Source organism: Streptomyces sp. NPDC093018 (assembly GCF_040684035.1).
In the GTDB taxonomy this organism is placed as follows: Bacteria; Actinomycetota; Actinomycetes; order Streptomycetales; family Streptomycetaceae; genus Streptomyces; species Streptomyces murinus.
On sequence record NZ_JBFBFF010000005.1, the window covers coordinates 324,573 to 340,396 of the forward strand.

The 15,824-nt window shown below is 68.6% G+C and carries 15 protein-coding genes, 1 tRNA gene and 1 pseudogene; 7 read left to right on the top strand and 10 right to left on the bottom strand.

Annotation, left to right across the window (positions count from 1 at the left end):
• Positions 1 to 76: 76 nt before the first annotated feature.
• Positions 77 to 331: a cell division protein CrgA gene (crgA, locus tag AB0N90_RS14770; RefSeq protein WP_037650339.1), complete on the top strand. Its 255-nt coding sequence runs from the start codon at positions 77 to 79 to the stop codon at positions 329 to 331.
• Between the two features lie 233 nt (positions 332 to 564).
• On the opposite strand, the gene AB0N90_RS14775 is transcribed toward crgA, so the two are convergent.
• Together AB0N90_RS14775 and AB0N90_RS14780 are read right to left on the bottom strand one after the other, a co-directional pair.
• Entirely contained in the window at positions 565 to 1,485 is a 921-nt protein-coding gene (locus AB0N90_RS14775) for a rhomboid family intramembrane serine protease (protein WP_365196375.1), read from the bottom strand.
• 95 nt (positions 1,486 to 1,580) lie between these two features.
• The gene (locus tag AB0N90_RS14780) at positions 1,581 to 2,111 is read right to left on the bottom strand and encodes a peptidylprolyl isomerase (RefSeq protein ID WP_365196378.1); all 531 of its coding nucleotides are present in this window, start codon (positions 2,109 to 2,111) and stop codon (positions 1,581 to 1,583) included.
• A gap of 202 nt (positions 2,112 to 2,313) precedes the next feature.
• Here AB0N90_RS14780 and AB0N90_RS14785 point away from each other — a divergent pair, with 202 nt between their 5' ends.
• Positions 2,314 to 2,961: a DUF5324 family protein gene (locus AB0N90_RS14785; RefSeq protein ID WP_085565640.1), complete on the top strand. Its 648-nt coding sequence runs from the start codon at positions 2,314 to 2,316 to the stop codon at positions 2,959 to 2,961.
• A gap of 70 nt (positions 2,962 to 3,031) precedes the next feature.
• On the opposite strand, the gene AB0N90_RS14790 is transcribed toward AB0N90_RS14785, so the two are convergent.
• Both AB0N90_RS14790 and AB0N90_RS14795 read right to left on the bottom strand, forming a co-directional pair.
• Complete coding sequence (locus AB0N90_RS14790; RefSeq protein WP_128790879.1) at positions 3,032 to 3,388, bottom strand: beta/gamma crystallin domain-containing protein; 357 nt, start codon at positions 3,386 to 3,388, stop codon at positions 3,032 to 3,034.
• 137 nt (positions 3,389 to 3,525) lie between these two features.
• On the bottom strand, positions 3,526 to 3,957 hold the full coding sequence (locus AB0N90_RS14795) for a hypothetical protein (protein WP_361672098.1): 432 nt from the start codon (positions 3,955 to 3,957) through the stop codon (positions 3,526 to 3,528).
• A gap of 374 nt (positions 3,958 to 4,331) precedes the next feature.
• Between AB0N90_RS14795 and AB0N90_RS14800 the strand changes: the two are divergent.
• A pseudogene (locus AB0N90_RS14800) lies at positions 4,332 to 4,605 on the top strand (transposase); the annotation flags it as partial.
• A gap of 29 nt (positions 4,606 to 4,634) precedes the next feature.
• Here AB0N90_RS14800 and AB0N90_RS14805 read toward each other — a convergent pair.
• From AB0N90_RS14805 to AB0N90_RS14820, 4 genes are all read right to left on the bottom strand, one after another.
• Complete coding sequence (locus AB0N90_RS14805) at positions 4,635 to 6,236, bottom strand: FMN-binding glutamate synthase family protein (RefSeq protein ID WP_365196383.1); 1,602 nt, start codon at positions 6,234 to 6,236, stop codon at positions 4,635 to 4,637.
• Positions 6,237 to 6,443: 207 nt separating this feature from the next.
• Positions 6,444 to 7,076, bottom strand: coding sequence for a thioredoxin domain-containing protein (locus AB0N90_RS14810; protein WP_365196385.1), 633 nt, complete (start codon positions 7,074 to 7,076; stop codon positions 6,444 to 6,446).
• A 264-nt stretch (positions 7,077 to 7,340) separates the two neighbouring features.
• Complete coding sequence (locus AB0N90_RS14815; protein ID WP_365196740.1) at positions 7,341 to 7,763, bottom strand: MauE/DoxX family redox-associated membrane protein; 423 nt, start codon at positions 7,761 to 7,763, stop codon at positions 7,341 to 7,343.
• Positions 7,764 to 7,964: 201 nt separating this feature from the next.
• On the bottom strand, positions 7,965 to 8,909 hold the full coding sequence (locus AB0N90_RS14820; RefSeq protein ID WP_365196388.1) for a LysR family transcriptional regulator: 945 nt from the start codon (positions 8,907 to 8,909) through the stop codon (positions 7,965 to 7,967).
• 987 nt (positions 8,910 to 9,896) lie between these two features.
• On the opposite strand from AB0N90_RS14820, the gene AB0N90_RS14825 reads away from it, so the two are divergent.
• Together AB0N90_RS14825 and AB0N90_RS14830 are read left to right on the top strand one after the other, a co-directional pair.
• Positions 9,897 to 10,706: a hypothetical protein gene (locus AB0N90_RS14825; RefSeq protein ID WP_365196391.1), complete on the top strand. Its 810-nt coding sequence runs from the start codon at positions 9,897 to 9,899 to the stop codon at positions 10,704 to 10,706.
• Between the two features lie 516 nt (positions 10,707 to 11,222).
• Positions 11,223 to 11,714, top strand: coding sequence for a hypothetical protein (locus AB0N90_RS14830; RefSeq protein ID WP_365196394.1), 492 nt, complete (start codon positions 11,223 to 11,225; stop codon positions 11,712 to 11,714).
• Between the two features lie 449 nt (positions 11,715 to 12,163).
• On the opposite strand, the gene AB0N90_RS14835 is transcribed toward AB0N90_RS14830, so the two are convergent.
• Positions 12,164 to 12,236 (bottom strand) — tRNA-Ala (locus AB0N90_RS14835).
• Between the two features lie 181 nt (positions 12,237 to 12,417).
• Between AB0N90_RS14835 and AB0N90_RS14840 the strand changes: the two genes are divergently transcribed.
• Together AB0N90_RS14840 and AB0N90_RS14845 are read left to right on the top strand one after the other, a co-directional pair.
• Positions 12,418 to 12,966 (top strand): DNA-binding protein, encoded by a 549-nt coding sequence (locus AB0N90_RS14840; RefSeq protein ID WP_085565637.1) that lies wholly within the window; start codon positions 12,418 to 12,420, stop codon positions 12,964 to 12,966.
• 66 nt (positions 12,967 to 13,032) lie between these two features.
• Positions 13,033 to 14,376 carry a serine/threonine-protein kinase gene (locus AB0N90_RS14845; protein ID WP_365196397.1) on the top strand — a complete coding sequence of 448 codons (1,344 nt, stop codon included), beginning with the start codon at positions 13,033 to 13,035 and terminating at the stop codon, positions 14,374 to 14,376.
• Here the strand turns inward: AB0N90_RS14845 and AB0N90_RS14850 are convergent.
• Positions 14,340 to 15,701, bottom strand: a complete 1,362-nt coding sequence (locus AB0N90_RS14850; protein ID WP_365196400.1) for a hypothetical protein — start codon at positions 15,699 to 15,701, stop codon at positions 14,340 to 14,342. The genes AB0N90_RS14845 and AB0N90_RS14850 overlap by 37 nt on opposite strands.
• Positions 15,702 to 15,824: the final 123 nt, after the last annotated feature.

A 15,824-nucleotide genomic window follows, 5' to 3' on the forward strand; every position in this document is an offset into this window, starting at 1 on the left:
TGTTGGCCACTTGTAGCTGCCCGAGCCCGACCAGTTAACTGCGCGGCCACGCAGCGCATCGACAGGAGAGACCCTCGTGCCGAAGTCACGTATCCGCAAGAAGGCCGACTTCACGCCGCCGCCGGCGAAGCAGGCCGCGGCGATCAAGCTGAACAACCACGGCTGGGTCGCCCCTGTCATGCTGGCCATGTTCGTCATCGGTCTGGCCTGGATCGTCGTCTTCTATGTGACCGACGGCTCGCTGCCCATCGATGCGCTGGACAACTGGAACATCGTGGTCGGCTTCGGCTTCATCGCCGCCGGTTTCGGTGTCTCCACGCAGTGGAAGTAGCGGCTCCGCCGAGTTATCCACAGGATCGTGGATTTCCACAGCTCCCTGGGGAAAAGACTACGATCTGTGGATAACCCATCGGGCGTTGACGCCGGTACGACTGCCGTACCAGTAGTCATACACCCGTTCGCACCCGGGGCGACCTGCGAAAACACATCCGAGCGGTAGCAGGCGCACCTGAGACCGCACGGTGTGCACAAGATCCGGCACCCGCTGTGGACAACGGTTCGGTATCAGGTGAGCTGGCCCGTCCTGACCAGGGTGAGAACGGCCACGACCACGAGCACCAGCGCACAGGTGCCGTACTGGACGAGCGCCCGGTTGCGGCGCGGGGCGTGCACCATCGCATAGCCGGTGACGACACCCGCCACCAGGCCGCCGACGTGTGCCTGCCAGGCGATGTCGAAGCCCGGGGTGAAGGTGATGATCAGGTTGATCACCAGCAGGGCGAACAGCGGCCGCATGTCGTAGTTGAGCCGCCGCATCAGCACACCGGTCGCGCCGAAGAGGCCGAAGATCGCTCCGGAGGCGCCGAGCGAGGGCGCCTCCGGGGCGGCCAGCAGATAGGTGAGCGCGCTGCCCGCGAGGCCCGAGACGGCGTACAGGGCGAGATAGCGGGCGCGCCCGAGCGCCGCCTCCAGGGGGCCGCCGATCCACCACAGGCTGAGCATGTTGAACAGCAGATGCGTGAACCCGGCATGCAGGAACATCGCGGTCAGCAGGCGGTAGTACTGCCCCTGGGCGACGCCCTGCACCCCCGGGATCAGGGGCGTGTACGCCTGCCCGATCATCTCGAAGCGCTGGGTGAAGCCCTCGCCGACGGCCAGCTGCACCAGGAACAGGGCGATGTTGATCCCGATCAGCACCTTGGTGAGCAGCCGGGGATCCGCCGTGATGGTGCCGCCGGCCACGGTGCGCGGACGGGCCGCGGCCATGGTGCGCCCGGCGCCACCGCCGCCCGGTGCGTGCGGGTGGGCGGGACCGCCGCCATGGACGCACTCGGGGCACTGGAAACCGACGGAGGCGCTGACCATGCACTCGGGGCAGATGGGGCGCTCACAGCGGGTGCAGCGCACCCCGGTCTCACGGTCCGGATGCCGGTAGCACACGGGCACGCTCCGGGCGCCCGGCGCGCTGCTTGCGACGTGGTCCATGATCCCCTCGCTCCTCTGGCACTCCCCCGGCACATACCCCGCCCCGCCCATCCTTACGGACGAGCGGGGCGTTTGGTTCCCGGTGGGGCGTTCCGTCAGCCCTCGCGGGTCTCGACGACGACCGACTCGATCACGACGTCCTGGGCCGGACGGTCGTTATGACCGGTCTTCACGGCCGCGATCTCGTCCACGACCTTCTGGCCGGCGGGGTTGGTGACCTCGCCGAAGATGGTGTGCTTGCCGGTCAGCCAGGTGGTCGGCGCGACGGTGATGAAGAACTGCGAGCCGTTGGTGCCCGGACCGGCGTTGGCCATGGCCAGCAGGTAGGGCTTGTTGAAGGACAGGTCGGGGTGGAACTCGTCCCCGAACTTGTAGCCCGGACCGCCGATGCCGGTGCCCAGCGGGTCACCGCCCTGGATCATGAAGCCGCTGATGACACGGTGGAAGACCGTGCCGTCGTACAGCGGGTCGTTGCTCTTCTTGCCGGACTCCGGGTGGGTCCACTCGCGCTCGCCCTTGGCCAGCTCGACAAAGTTCTTGACCGTCTTCGGCGCGTGGTTCGGGAACAGCCGGACCTCGATGTCGCCGTGGTTGGTCTTCAGGGTGGCGTAAAGCTGCTCGGCCACGATCTGCCTTCCGTCGTCTTCTGTCGTCTTCCTGCGACCTCCGATCCTCGCATGTGTGGGGGCACGGGGCGCCAGTCGGCCGACCGAAGGAGCCTGCGGCACCCAAATGCCCGTCCGCGCATGCCGCGAGGACCGTTGGCAGGCATGATCCGTAAAAGGGTGGAAAGTCGAATTCCGTACGCCACCGAGGAGGAGGAAACCCGTGACCCGCATTGACAGCGTGCGCGCCGCGACCGGCTCGGCGAAGGACAGCGTGCTGCACGCCGCGGAAGTGGTGGCGCCCTACGCCGACACGGCCAAGGAGCGTGCCGCGTTCTACGCGCAGGAGGCACGCGTACGGCTCGCGCCCGTGGTGTCAGGGGCCGCAGAGCAGGCCCGCACGCAGTACAACGCCCAGCTCGCCCCGCGTCTGGAACAGGCCCGGCGCACCTATGTCCCACCGAAGGTGGACCTCGCCGCCCAGGAGGCGGCCTGCCGCACCCGCAAGGCCGCCCGGCAGGCGGCCGAGTACTCACGCCCCCGGATCGAGCAGGCGGTGGCCGCCGCCGGACCCGTGGCGGACGAGGCCGCGGCCCGGGGTGCCGCCGCGCTGGTCGCGCTGCGCGGCCAGGTCTCCGCGCGGGACATCCAGAAGCTCGCCCGGCGCAACGCGCGCAGGTGCCGGGCCGGCCGTGCCGCGAAGATGGTGGCGCTGGCGGCCCTGGTGGCGGGCGGCGCCTTCGCGGCATGGAAGTGGTGGGAGCGGCAGGCCAATCCCGAGTGGCTGGTCGAGCCGCCGGCCGCGACCGAGGTCCCCGAGTCGGGCGGTCTCGGCTCGGTGGACGGCAGCGGCGGCGAGGAGCAGCCCTGAGCATTCACCCGGAAACGGGCTCCTTCCGTCGGGAGGAGCCCGTTTCACGTGAAACGTCCGCCGGGGCGGGTCAGTTGATGTGCAGATGGGTCACGTAGCCGTACTCCTGGTACTTGGACTCGCCCTTGCCGAACGAGTGCCGGTAGATGTAGCCGTCGCCCGGCTCGTAGTCGAACCAGCCCGCGTTGTTCCCGCTGCTGAACTGCTCGACCCCGCCCTGTCCGATGTCCAGGTCGCCCGCGTTGGCGAAGCACCGGGTGGTGCCGGTGCCGTTGGGATTGCGGATGCCCAGGTGAAAGTACTGGCTGCCGAAGTCGGCCTGGCAGTCGAAGACATTGACCTCGTTCGTCGCGTGCGCCGGCACGACCCCGGCCAGCAGTGCGGCCGTCGACGCCACGGCGACGAAAGCCCCTCGCCACTTCCTCATATGCGGTTCCTCCCATAAGAGCGCACCGCTCACGATAGGTGACCGAACGGACACCACGCGCTCTTATGGAGAAATCAACCGAAGTCCCCCGATGCAGGGGAGTGAGGCAGGGGCGTGAGGCAGGGGCTTACCGGGCCTTACGAGCGGGCGCGCTCGATGTGCGACCGGGTCAGGGCGAACAGGATCAGCAGATCCAGGGCCATGACGGGGATCGCCCACGCCGGGTAGTACGGCACGAACATGAACTGGGTGATCAGGCTGACGCCCGCCGCCACCACGCCGAGCCCGCGCCCCCAGCTCATGCCCGCGAGCAGGCCGAAGCCCGCGACGACGAGCACGATGCCGATGACGAGGTGGATGATGCCCCAGGACGTCAGGCCGAAGTTGTAGGCGTACCCGGTCGACGTGGCGAACAGCCCGTCGTTCGCGATGCCCGCCGCGCCCATGAGGATGCTGAGCGGCCCGCTGAGCATCAGCATGATCCCGGCTGCCAGGGAAGCGCTGTCGACCGTATGACCGCCACCGGGTTCCCTGCGCCCGTGCTGCGTCTTGTCGGATGCCACTGTCATGGGCGTCGCCTTCCTGTGCGGCACGGCCGACGACACACAGCGGCCGTGCGAAGCCAGCCACGCTCTTCCTGACAGGATCACCGCAATCCCCCGCACCTGCGACCGCAGCCGCCCCCACCACCCGCCACAAACCGAAAAGAGCCCCTCTGACCTGCGTCTTCGCAGATCAGAGGGGCCCTTTTGCCAGGGATGCGCGGGTCCAGCGAGGCCAGCTCCTGCCCGGTGATCGACATAGACCCGGCTAGTAGTGCTTCGTCACGTCGGGTGATCTCGCCTGGTGGTGGGCAGCCTTTCCCTTACGAGGTTGGGGGATGTGGAACGGGTCCGGGGTGAGTTGGCGGAGTTCGTTGCCGATGTGTTCGGGTCGTTGCCGCCCTGAGGTGTGGGTCGTCGACGATGTGTCGTTCCCCGAGTGCGGCAGCGCATCGGTGGGAATGGCCCGCCAGTACTGCGGGGCGTTGGGCAAGCGGGCGAACTGCCAGGTCGCGGTCAGCGTGCACGCGGCAACCGACACTGCCTCCTGCCCGCTGGGGTGGGAACCCTTCCTACCGGAGGAATGGACGACCGCCCCCTGGCGACGGCCGGGCGGGGGTGCCTGATGAGACCGGACACGTCTCCAAGGCATTCCTGGCCTTGGGCCTGCTGGACCGGCCGGCCGCGCAGGGACTTGCGTCGTGTCACAACCTGAACTGGTCGGGATCGGCGATGTGCCAGTCCGCTTGCCACGGTTCCGGAGGGTTGTTCAGCAGTTGCTTGTCCTCCAGCCACTGGTACAGGTCGGCGTAGGAGCGGATCTCTCCTCCGGTGCCGAGTCGGCGTCGTAGCATCCGGGGGTGCAGTTCCTCAGGGGTGTCAAGGCCCATGGCGGCGATGATGTGCTGGGCGCTGCGGACGGTGGCCATCTGGTAGCGGCGTACGCGGTCGGCCTTCTCGGTGACGTCCAGGGCTCGGGCTCGGTATGCGTCCTGGGTGGCGACACCGACGGGGCAGGCGTTGGTGTGACAGGCGCGAGCCTGTATGCAGCCGAGGGCGAACATCATCGAACGGGCTGCATTGGTGAAGTCGGCTCCTTGGGCGAGGCGTTTGACGATGTCGCCTCCGGTGGCGATCTTCCCGCTGGCGCCGATGCGTATCTGATCGCGCAGTCCGGTGCCGACGAGTGCGTTGTGCACCATCATGAGGCCCTCGGTGAGGGGCATACCCACCTCGTCGGCGAACTCCAATGGCGCGGCTCCTGTGCCTCCTTCGGCGCCGTCCACGACGATGAAGTCCGGGCTCACGCCCTCTTCGAGCATGGCCTTACACAGAGCCAGTACCTGGACACGGTCGCCCACGCACAGCTTGATACCGACGGGTTTCCCGCCGGCCAGATCTCTCATGCAGGCAATGAAGTGGATCAGCTCTCGCGGTGTTGAGAAGACACGGTGGTGGGGTGGGGAAGCTACCGTACGGCCTACCGGGACGCCGCGGATTCCAGCGATCTCGGCGTCGACCTTGGAGCCCGGAAGCAGCCCTCCCAGACCAGGTTTGGCTCCCTGAGAGAGTTTCAGGAGTACGCATTTGACTTTCTGGTGGCGGGCCTTGACCGCGAAGGCGTTGGCGTCGAAGTCTCCATCCGGGGTGCGACAGCCGAAGTAGCCCGTACCGATCTGCCAGATCAGGTCGCCTCCGTGGCGGAGGTGGTACTCGGAGATCCCGCCTTCTCCGGTGTCATGGGCGAACCTCTCCTGGGCGCCCTTGTTGAGTGCGAGGACAGCATTGGCCGACAGGGCGCCGAAACTCATCGCGGAGATGTTCAGCAGCGACATGGCATACGGCTGGGTACAGTCGGGTCCGCCGACAAGCACGGTGGGCGGCTCCTTGCAGACCGCCTTCGGAGCCATGGACGGGGTCAGAAATTCGTGGCCCTCGGCGTAGACGTCCCGCTCGGTGCCGAAGGCTGTCTTCGCGTCGATACCCTTGGCGCGCTGGTAGACCGCGTCCCGTACGTCGCGATCGTAGGGGCGACCGTCGAAGTTGCGCTCGACGAAGTACTGCTGGAGCTCCGGTCTGATGCTCTCCAGCAAGAATCGGGCGTGCCCGAGCAGAGGGTAGTTGCGCAGGATCGCGTGCCGCCGTTGCAGAACGTCCCACATCCCGAGCGCGGCGAGCCCGAGCGCCGGCACGGCCGCCAGCCACCACCAAGCGGACCGGACACACGCCAGCGCCGTGGTGCATGCCGCGCTCGCGGTGCACGCGGCGATGACGGTGTAGCGGGAGAGAGCGAGGAGTTTCTTCATGAGGGGCTTCGTATTTCCATAGCGACTAGGACGGGGATGCTGGTGCGGGGTCGAGCCCGGTGGGGTTCTGCCGTGGCGACGGACGTACCTCTGTGGCTCTTCCGCAGGGCAACGTGACGCGTCCGGCGCGGTCCCGGTCGCACCATTCGGGGCCGGAGAGGCACGGCAGTGCGCACTGCGGCTGAGGGTTCCCGAGGACGGTGGCGTTCAGCGGTCTGCTTCCGCTTCCACAAGTGCGGTCAACCGCTCGGGAGTGAGCGGGTGTTCCCTGTCTTTGACGAGGTCTTTTCCCTTGAAGAACACGGCCGGTGTGGCCTGGATCGCGGTCTGACGGTCGAAGGCCTGCTGCACCTTGTTCACCCACGTGTCGTGAGTCCCCTTCCTGACCGCGGCGGTGAACTTCGACATATCCATGCCTCTTACCTTCCTTCCGAGAGCCAGTAGAACCTCTTTGTCTCCGAAGGTGTCCTCGCGCTCGGAGGGCGGCGGGGAGGCGAAGAGCGCGTCATGAAAGTCGCGGAACTTCCCGGCGTCCTGTGCTGCGGCCAAGGCGTTGGCCGCGTACTTCGATCCTCTGCCGGAGGCGATGCGGTCGACGAAGGACAGGATGCGGTATTCGACACGGAGCTTTCCCTCGTCCTGGAGCTTGTTGATCGTCGCGTGCAGCACATGCTCAAGCTGCGCGCATCCTGGGCAGCGTGGGTCTTCATACACCGTCAGGGTGGCGGGGGCATTCGCCTGGCCGCTGGGGATGATCAGGTTCTGGTTGCCCGTGGTCCCTGCGGGCGGAATGATCGGCCGGTCGTCCTCGGCCCGGCCGGACTGGACCACGATGGCCATTGCGACAACCGTGACCACGGTTGCCACGACCGCTGTGCTCAGGGCGGTTTGCCGCCTGCGGCGGGCGCGCTTGACAGCTTGTTCACGTTCAGCCCGCAGGCGCCCTCGTGCCTGGTGGGACTTCGTACGGGCGGCGGACTTGCTCATGTGAGACCTATTCGGGAGGGGTCGGAACTGGGCGGTTGAGAGCTGTCGCGACACAAATGGGAACGCGACGCGAAGTAGGCGCCAGGACATGGCGGGGTACGCATACGGGGTTCCGGGTCAGCGAAGCGCGGCGTCGATCGAGAAGCGGCTCGGGGGCCACCGGATCAGCCAGCCGTTCAGAGAGAGCAGGCCAACGTCTCCGAGGACCTCCTGGAGGTAGCGAGTGTCCGCAGAGTCGACCTCACCGCCGCCGCCGAAGCAGCCGCAGTCGATGCTCAGGCCGCGAGCCCATGCCTGAACGATCCCCGCCAGAAAGGCAGTGAGGAGTAGCGCGGACAGCACGGAGGTGAGGCGGATCCGCAGTCCCGTCAACAGCAGCCCTGCGAGGGCGAGTTCCAGCGCGGGGATTCCGTAGCCGACAGGAGCCACCAGAGCTTCAGGCAGGATTCGGTAGGCACGCACCGCCTGGGCGGAGGCCGCTGGGGCCAGCATTTTCGCCCACCCGGCCCAGCACCAGACGACCGCAAGGACAACCCGTATGAGCGGGGTGGTGCCTGATAGCGTTCGCCGGGCCCGGGCCGAGGGCTCGGCCGAGGAGACACAAAGCGGAGGGCGCGTCGTCACCTGCGGTTTCCCGTTCTTGAGACTTCAGGGCCGACACCTTCTGTTAGCCCCTCTCAACCTCAACCAGGCTGGCGCATACCGGTAGCAGTCTCGCTTCGATGCCCTCATAGGGGCGCCCTATGGGCGGGTAAGCGGCATCAGGGCTCGAGGCGCGACTCCGGCCTGGTGGGCGACGGCGAACAGCTCACGGCTGGGACCTGTAGGGTGCTGCCCCATTGGCCAGACGGCCCGCAGGGAACGCCTCACTTCGAAGCCGGTCACAGTCACCGGCTTCAGTGTTCCCGCGGCCAGTTCACCCTCTATGGCCAGAGAGCTCAGCACTGCCGGCCCCACACCGTTCGCGGTCGCCTTCTTGAGTGCCGTGGTCGAGGACAGCTCAAGGAGGGCCGTCGGCTTCCAACCAGGAACCAGCGCCGTAAGGGCACGCTCGAAGGACGTACGGGTGCCCGAGCCGGTCTCGCGCTGGATCAGTGCTGTTCCCGCCAGCTCGTCCACAGTGATCGCACTGCGCCGGGACCAGGCATGCTGTGGCGAAACCACCACGATCAGCCGGTCCCGCGCCACCGTCTTACTGTCCAGCCCCTTCGGAGCCCGCGGACTCTCCACGAAACCGATCTCCGCGCGGCCGGTGAGCACGGACTCACCGACCTGCACTGAGTTGCCTGCCTCCATCGCCACCGTGGTATCCGGCGCCCGCAATCGCAGAGCCAGCAGCCACTGCGGGAACAGGTACTCCGCCACGGTCTGGCTCGCCGCCACGTGCAGCTGCGATTCCCGTCGCCCCCGAAGCGTGTTGATCCCGTTGTCGAACCTGTGAGCCGCATCGATGATCGGACGCACCCACTCTGCGATCAGCGTTCCCGCTGGGGTGGGCCGAGATCCACGGGTCGTGCGCTCCAGCACTGGCATACCGACCAGCCGTTCCAGATTGCGGATCCGGGAGCTGGCCGCAGGCTGGCTGATGCCGTGCGCCTCGGCGGCCCGTCCCAGGCTGCCCAGCTCGACAACACTGAGGAATAGGTCAAGGGCGGGCAGGTCGGGAACATGAGAAGAAAGAGGCACAGATCCACTCTACGGGCGTCGCCCTAACACACATGTTGCGGGCCTGCGTGAAGATATCGCGCACGCCAAGACCAAGAGCGCGACCTCCCACTACGAGTACCCGGAACGAATACCGGGACAGCAGCACGCGCTGTCACTTTTCTCATTCCTTCCGCAGCAAGGCCCGATTCAGCCGCAGATACATCAGCACCAGAATGCGTCAGAAAGCTGCCAGGTTCCGGGACCAATACCTTTTCTCGCGCCGCCCCTCTGGCCGAGGGGTCTCTGCCCTGGGCTCCCTTCCGAACGACGGCTCAAGCAAGGCTCATCCCGCAGCGGCCGGCCGCATTGGTCAGCCACTCACCACCCGGGCCATAGATGCCGCTTATGAGCGTATCGACCGGACACGTCTACTCCGTTGTGTCACCGGCTTCGAGGCTGGGTCCAGCACCGTCGCACCACACCACACCACACCACACAAGGGAGGACGTAGTGAGACTGAAGTACATGGCCGCGATCGCCACTGCCACCGCGATGGCTCCGGCAATCCTCGGAGCCACGCCAGCGGTGGCGGGCGAAGCCCCTGACGCGGCCGTGACCGTGCCCGACCGAAGCCCGGCGGAGGACACGATGGATTCGTCCGGGGCTGCGTCGGAAAGATCTGGACTTCCGGCCGGCAAGGCCGCCAAACGCGTAACACCTGCTACCACCGAGAAGAACACCCCCGTATTCAAGACCGCGGAGTCGACAGCGGCTCCGGGCAAGGCACCCGCTGAGGACGGGGAACCTCGTGCCACTGCTGGACCCGCGGAAGATCCGGCATCCCCTATTGAGGCGCCGGAGCGTGGGCCCTCCGAGCCTTCCCAGGGCCAGGGTGACCATGAAGCCGCGCAGGCTCAGCCGTCAGCTGAGCAGAGGCAGCCAGCGCCAAAGCAGGACGCAGAGACATCGCCGGCTTCTCCTGTTCCCCAGACTCCGAAGTTGCAGGGCTCATCTCGTCGCCATGGCGTGCCGATCGACATCATTGACCCGCCCTTCGAATCCGAACTCGGTCAGTGGGCAGAGTTCACCACCGCCATGGACAACTCCAAAAGTGTGGTAGGAGACGAAAGCGCCTACGACCTCTCCCTGACCATCTCCCCCGGGGCCGCATCAGAAGGCGAGTTGCACGACGGGGACTTCGAGATGCAGTACTTCCGTGATGGCGCGTGGCATGACATCGAGCTCAGTTACCAGCCGGACGGCCGCGGCGTGCTGCGAGTGACCTTCGCGGACAACAGCCTTCCGGCGGAATTGGTCACCTGGAAATTCCGCTTCCGCGTCAGCAAGAGCACCTCCCTGACTGATGCACACATCTCTGCCTCAGTCATCTATTACGTGCGCGAAACGGGCAAACCATTCTCCACCGCCAGCCGGACCTTCCGGACGACATTTTCGCTCCCTAGCGGTGAGGAGCCCGGCAACGGCGAGGAACCCGGCAACGGCGAGCAGCCCGGCAACGGCGAGGATCGAGATGCTCCCGGGGCCAGCGGCAATGAAGCCGGTGAAGCGGCGAGCCACGGCGGGAACGGTGGCTCGAATCCTGCGCCTGGTGCAGGGGCCGCCCGAGCGGACGGTGACGACCGAACCGTGACAGACTCCGGCCTCGCAGCCGTCAGAAAGCATGATTCCGGGCCGGAGGGGGCACTGGCGCAGACCGGTTCAGACGCCGCGGCCCGTTGGGCGCTGGGCGTCAGCGGTACCGCGCTTGTTCTGGGGGCGGCATTGGTTGCCGGCACGGGGCGCCATCGCCGCCGTCAGGCCCCTGAGCGCTCGTAAGGGACCTGACTCCTGCCCTGCGGCCAGTCCGCATGGGGTGCTCGGGCCGCAGGGCAGGGATCATCCATGAAGGATTGAATGAATGTTCGATAGATGAGGTGTGTGGCGACGTACTGCCCGACAGCAAGCGACGGCGGTGGTCACTGGAACCATTCGAGAGTGTGGGCCCGGTGCGTTTCGGGATGCGGCCCATCGATGTCACCACAGCGTTCGGCGGCATCGCGCGGAATCCCCGGCACCACACACGTGCAGCTCTGCCACAGGACCGGTACAGCACGGTCAAGGGAGAGTGCTGGGGGCTGGGGCTGACGTTCTGCTACGGCCTGGAAGAGCGTCTTCGGGGCATGTCGGTCGATGCCCCGAAAGGCCCTCAGATCTACGCGGACGGCATCGCGTTGGTGGGCCGAGTCCCCTTTGAGTTCGAACAGTGGACCGTCGACCGCTCCGAGGTTCGCGAACCGTTCTCCGAACTGCTCTACGTGAACCTCGGCGAACCCGGGTCGGGGAGTCTCCGACATGGTGATCTGCGTCCAGCGGGCAGGCGACCGTCTGCTCACCCGACCAGCATTCCCCCCTGAAGCATGGACGACCCGCAGCGCGCACGCCATCTTCCTTGGATACAGCACGCTGCCTGGACTGCGCCCCGTCGAAGTTCTGGTGACCGCCTCCTGCACCCTCGAGGAGCCCTGGCTCATCAGGCTGTGCTGCGTCAACGACAAGGCCTGCCAGATCACCACCTGGGGCTCCTCCCGTGGCACGCTGTTCGACGGCCTGACCAAGCCCGTCGCCAGTGAAGGCGTCACCGTCCAGCCTCTCGGCTTCGCCCTGCTGTTCTCCCTGGACGGAGGCCACACCCACCGTTCCCTCATCCAGCTCGACCGCGCCGAGGTCGCCTCATTCCTTGTCCGCGGCTTGTGGTCCGCCGCGTCGTGCGGGGCTGCGGCGCCCTTCTCCAGGTCGCTGATCCACATCTGGACCGTCTCGCGGTTAATCCCGCCCTCTCCGTGACGGACGGAGGATCTCCTGAACCACGGCGCCATGTTCTGCTTGACGAGCCGCCGGTACGTGGCCCTGGTGTCGCCCTGGACCCGGCCAGAAGGTCAATCTGCTCCATGGCGAAGGGCTCGAACATCTCCTCCGGGCTCCGAGGGGCCGCGATGAACCTGCGGCCGCGTATCCAGCCTGGCGGCCGCTCTTGGCCATGCCCGTCCAGCAGCTCCTTCAAGCGGCTCTCGGCCTTCGGGTCGTCGAGGTTTCCGCTCTCCTGCCTGCCACTCGCCTTGCCGCCCTTGCGGCGCATGACGCAGCAGGCGGTCGTTCCGTCCCTGTTTGGGCGGTCTTTCACATAGGCCGTGATCTGCGCCGCAGATCAGATGCATGCTGACACGGTGCTGACGTTATCAACACAGAGAGCCCCTCTGACTCGCGTTTCCGCAGGTCAGAGGGGTGTCTGATTGTGGAGCCTAGGGGAGTCGAACCCCTGACATCCGCCATGCAAAGACGGCGCTCTACCAACTGAGCTAAGGCCCCGGGAAGGGAGTGGCGACCGGAGGGGGTTTCCCGGCCGGTGCCGGGGACCAGAGTACCGGGTCACCCCCCGTATCCCGCAAAAAGATTGGGGGTCCCCGCAGATGACCACGCTCCGTAAGATGCTCAACCGTGGTTCGCTACAGCGAACCGCGGTTTTCAGGGGAAGCGATGGGGAGACGCAATGGACGCCGCACAGCAGGAAGCCACCGCAAGAGCGAGAGAACTTCAGCGGAACTGGTACGGGGAGCCGCTGGGGGCGCTCTTCCGTAAGCTGATCGACGATCTCGGGCTCAACCAGGCCCGTCTCGCGGCGGTTCTGGGGCTGTCCGCTCCGATGCTCTCGCAGCTGATGAGCGGCCAGCGCGCCAAGATCGGCAATCCCGCGGTGGTCCAGCGAGTGCAGCTGCTCCAGGATCTGGCGGCACAGGTGGCGGACGGCAGCGTCAGCGCGGCCGAGGCGACCGAGCGGATGGACGAGATCAAGAAGTCCCAGGGGGGCTCGGTGCTGAGCAACACCACGCACACGACGAACGGTTCGGGCGCGCCCACCGTCAAGCGGGTCGTCCGCGAGATCCAGTCGCTGCTGCGTTCGGTGGCCGCCGCGAGCGACATCATCGAGGCGGCGGACGCGCTCGCCCCGACCCAGCCCGAACTCGCCGAGTTCCTGCGGGTCTACGGTGCCGGCCGCACCTCCGACGCGGTCGCGCACTACCAGTCGCACCAGAACTGAGCGCCCGCCCGGCGCAGGGGGAAGCCGGGAGGGGCGGGGGCCCGAGGGGGAGGAGCTGCGGCAGTCATGGGTGAGATGTTCAACGGCCGGTACGAACTGGCCGACCCGATCGGGCGCGGCGGCGCGGGCGACGTCTGGCGCGTCTGGGACCACCGGCGGGGGCGCTATGTGGCCGCCAAGGTGCTCCAGCAGCGCGACGCCCACTCCCTCCTGCGCTTCGTGCGCGAACAGGCCCTGCGCATCGACCATCCCCATGTGCTCGCCCCGGCCAGCTGGGCCGCCGACGACGACCAGGTGCTGTTCACCATGGACCTGGTCGCGGGCGGCTCCCTCGTCCGCCTGGTCAACGACTACGGCCCCCTGCCGCCGGCGTTCGTCTGCGTCCTGCTCGACCAGCTGCTGTCCGGGCTCGCCGCGGTGCACGCGGAGGGGGTCGTGCACCGGGACATCAAGCCCGCCAACATCCTTCTGGAGGCGACCGGTACGGGCAGGCCCCGGCTGCGGCTCGGGGACTTCGGCATCGCCATGCGGTTCGGTGAGCCGCGCCTGACCGAGACCAACCTCGTGGTGGGCACGCCCGGTTACCTCGCCCCGGAACAACTGGCGGGCGCCGACCCGGACTTCACCGCCGATCTGTTCGCGGTGGGTCTCGTCGCCGTATATCTGCTCGAAGGCGCCAAACCCGACGCCAAGGAACTCGTGCGGTACTTCACCGAACACGGCACCCCGGGCGCGCCCAAGGGCATTCCCGGGCCGTTGTGGGAGGTTGTCGCCACCCTGCTCCAGCCCGATCCGGGGGCGCGGTACCGCTCCGCCACGGGGGCCCGCAAGTCGCTCGCTCCGGTCATCGAACTCCTGCCGGAGCCGACCCTGGACGACGAGCCGATCGAGATCTTCGACCAACTTCCGCCCCTGCCGCCGGGTTTCGGGCCGAACGGTCCGCTGAAGCGCTCACCGAGGCCCCCCGCCGCTCCGCTGCCGGCCGTCGGCACCGGCTCCTCGTCGGACACAGGCACCGGCTCCCTGTCGGACACCGGCAGCTTCCGGCTCCCGCCCCCGGCCGCCGACCCCACACCGCCGCCCCCACCGGCCGTACCGCCTCCCCCCTCCGAGCCCCCCACTCCCACGCCGTCCTACGGCTCCTGGCCCCCACCGCCCGCGCACACCGGACACCAGGCGCACCCCGCGCCCCCGCATCCCGGCGACAGCGTCACCGCCGCTTACACGACCCCGGCCCCCCAAACCCCTCAAGCTCCCCCGGCTTCCCCGCCCGTCGCCTCCCGCGCCCCGGCCACGCACGGCCGCCGTGCCCGGCGCCGCCCCGGGCCCCCGGCCAAGGCCGTCGTGCCGATCCTGCTGCTGGCGCTGGCCTGCTACGCCGTGGGCTTCTGGGCGCTGACCCGCGTCTGAGCCCGCCGGGCCGCCAGCGTCCAGCCGCCGAGCACCAGCAGCAGCGCGGTCCCCAGCCCGATCCCGCCGGCCGCGACGGCCTTCATCACCGGCGAACCGCCCGCGGCGCTCCCAACGCCCCCGGCACCGCCGCCGTCCCCGATCGGCAGCACCGCCTCGTCCTGGTCCGTCGGTGTGAAGACGCCGTCCGGCTCCGGACGCCCGGCGTACCCCGGCCCGGCGTGCGCCCGGCCGTCCACCCGGACCCGCAGTGTCACCTCGTACGGCCCCTGCCCGAACGTCTCGGTCAGCCGGTCGCTGAGGTGCAGCACCAGGTAGTAGTCCCCGGCGAAGCGCAGGGCGCTGACGGCGGCGGGGGCGGCGTAGCGGTTGGCGTACTCGACGGGCGGCAGCGGTGCGAGGGCGACGGGCTTGCGCACGCCGGTGTAGCCGAGGGAGACATCGTCGGCGAGGCCCCGGACGGGGTCGTACAGGGAGAGGTCGAGGGCGCCCCCCACATACCCGTGCCCCGCCGCGCCGCCGAGTTCGGCGGAGGCCTGGAGCCGGCGGCCCCAGTCGAGCGGCACCTTGTAGAACACGGTCCGGCCGGGCACGAGGGTGGTCCGCCAGACTCCGGGGCCCAGCACCCGGGCCGCCGTGAACCCCGCCCCGCCGGCGCGCTCGCGGGCCTCGCCGGTGATCGGCTCGGGCGAGGCGGAGTCCCAGGCCCGGGGCGCGTCGGTGGGGCCGGGGGAGGTGAGCCGGGGTTCCGTCGCGGGCGCCAGCTCCAGGTCCCAGGGCGCGGACGTGCCCCCGGTGTCGAGGCGTTCGACCAGCACGGAGTACGTCCCCGCGCCCCGGCACAGCGCCCTGCCCGCCTCGCGCTTGCCGAGAGCGGTGACCGGGCGCGGGCTGAGCCCGGCGCCGAAGCGGGCGGTGGCGAAGGAGCAGGCCGTGCCGTGCGGGTCCCGGACGGTGACCCTGATGCCGTCGGTGGAGGTGACGTCGGTGTGTGCGGGCGGTACGGCGGTGACGGGGACGTATGCCGTGGTCGTGGCGTCGGCGAGGTCGAGGCGGTAGGTGAGCCGGCCGTGCGCGGGCAGGGAGCCGCGGTATGTACGGCCGGGGTCCAGGCGCGGGGCGCCCGCGGCGGAGGCCGTGCCCTCGACGGGGCGGGCGCCGGGGGCGAAGGCGTAGGCCCCGGGACCGGTGGCGGCCGACGCGGCGGCGGCCGGGAGCAGTCCCGTACCGCACAGCCCCAGTGCCAGGAGCGCGGCGGCCGGGCGCCCGCCGCCCCGTATCCGTGCCGTACGTCCGTGTCCCCACACCCCGCGCCTGCGCCGCACGTGCACTCCCTATGACGTCACGTCCTCGCGGCCCATCCTGCCCCGGCGGCCGCTGCGCCATCAGGGCAATGCGCGGGACCGTCCGAAAGAACCCGCCCCCGGACGCCCGCCGCGGCCACGCGT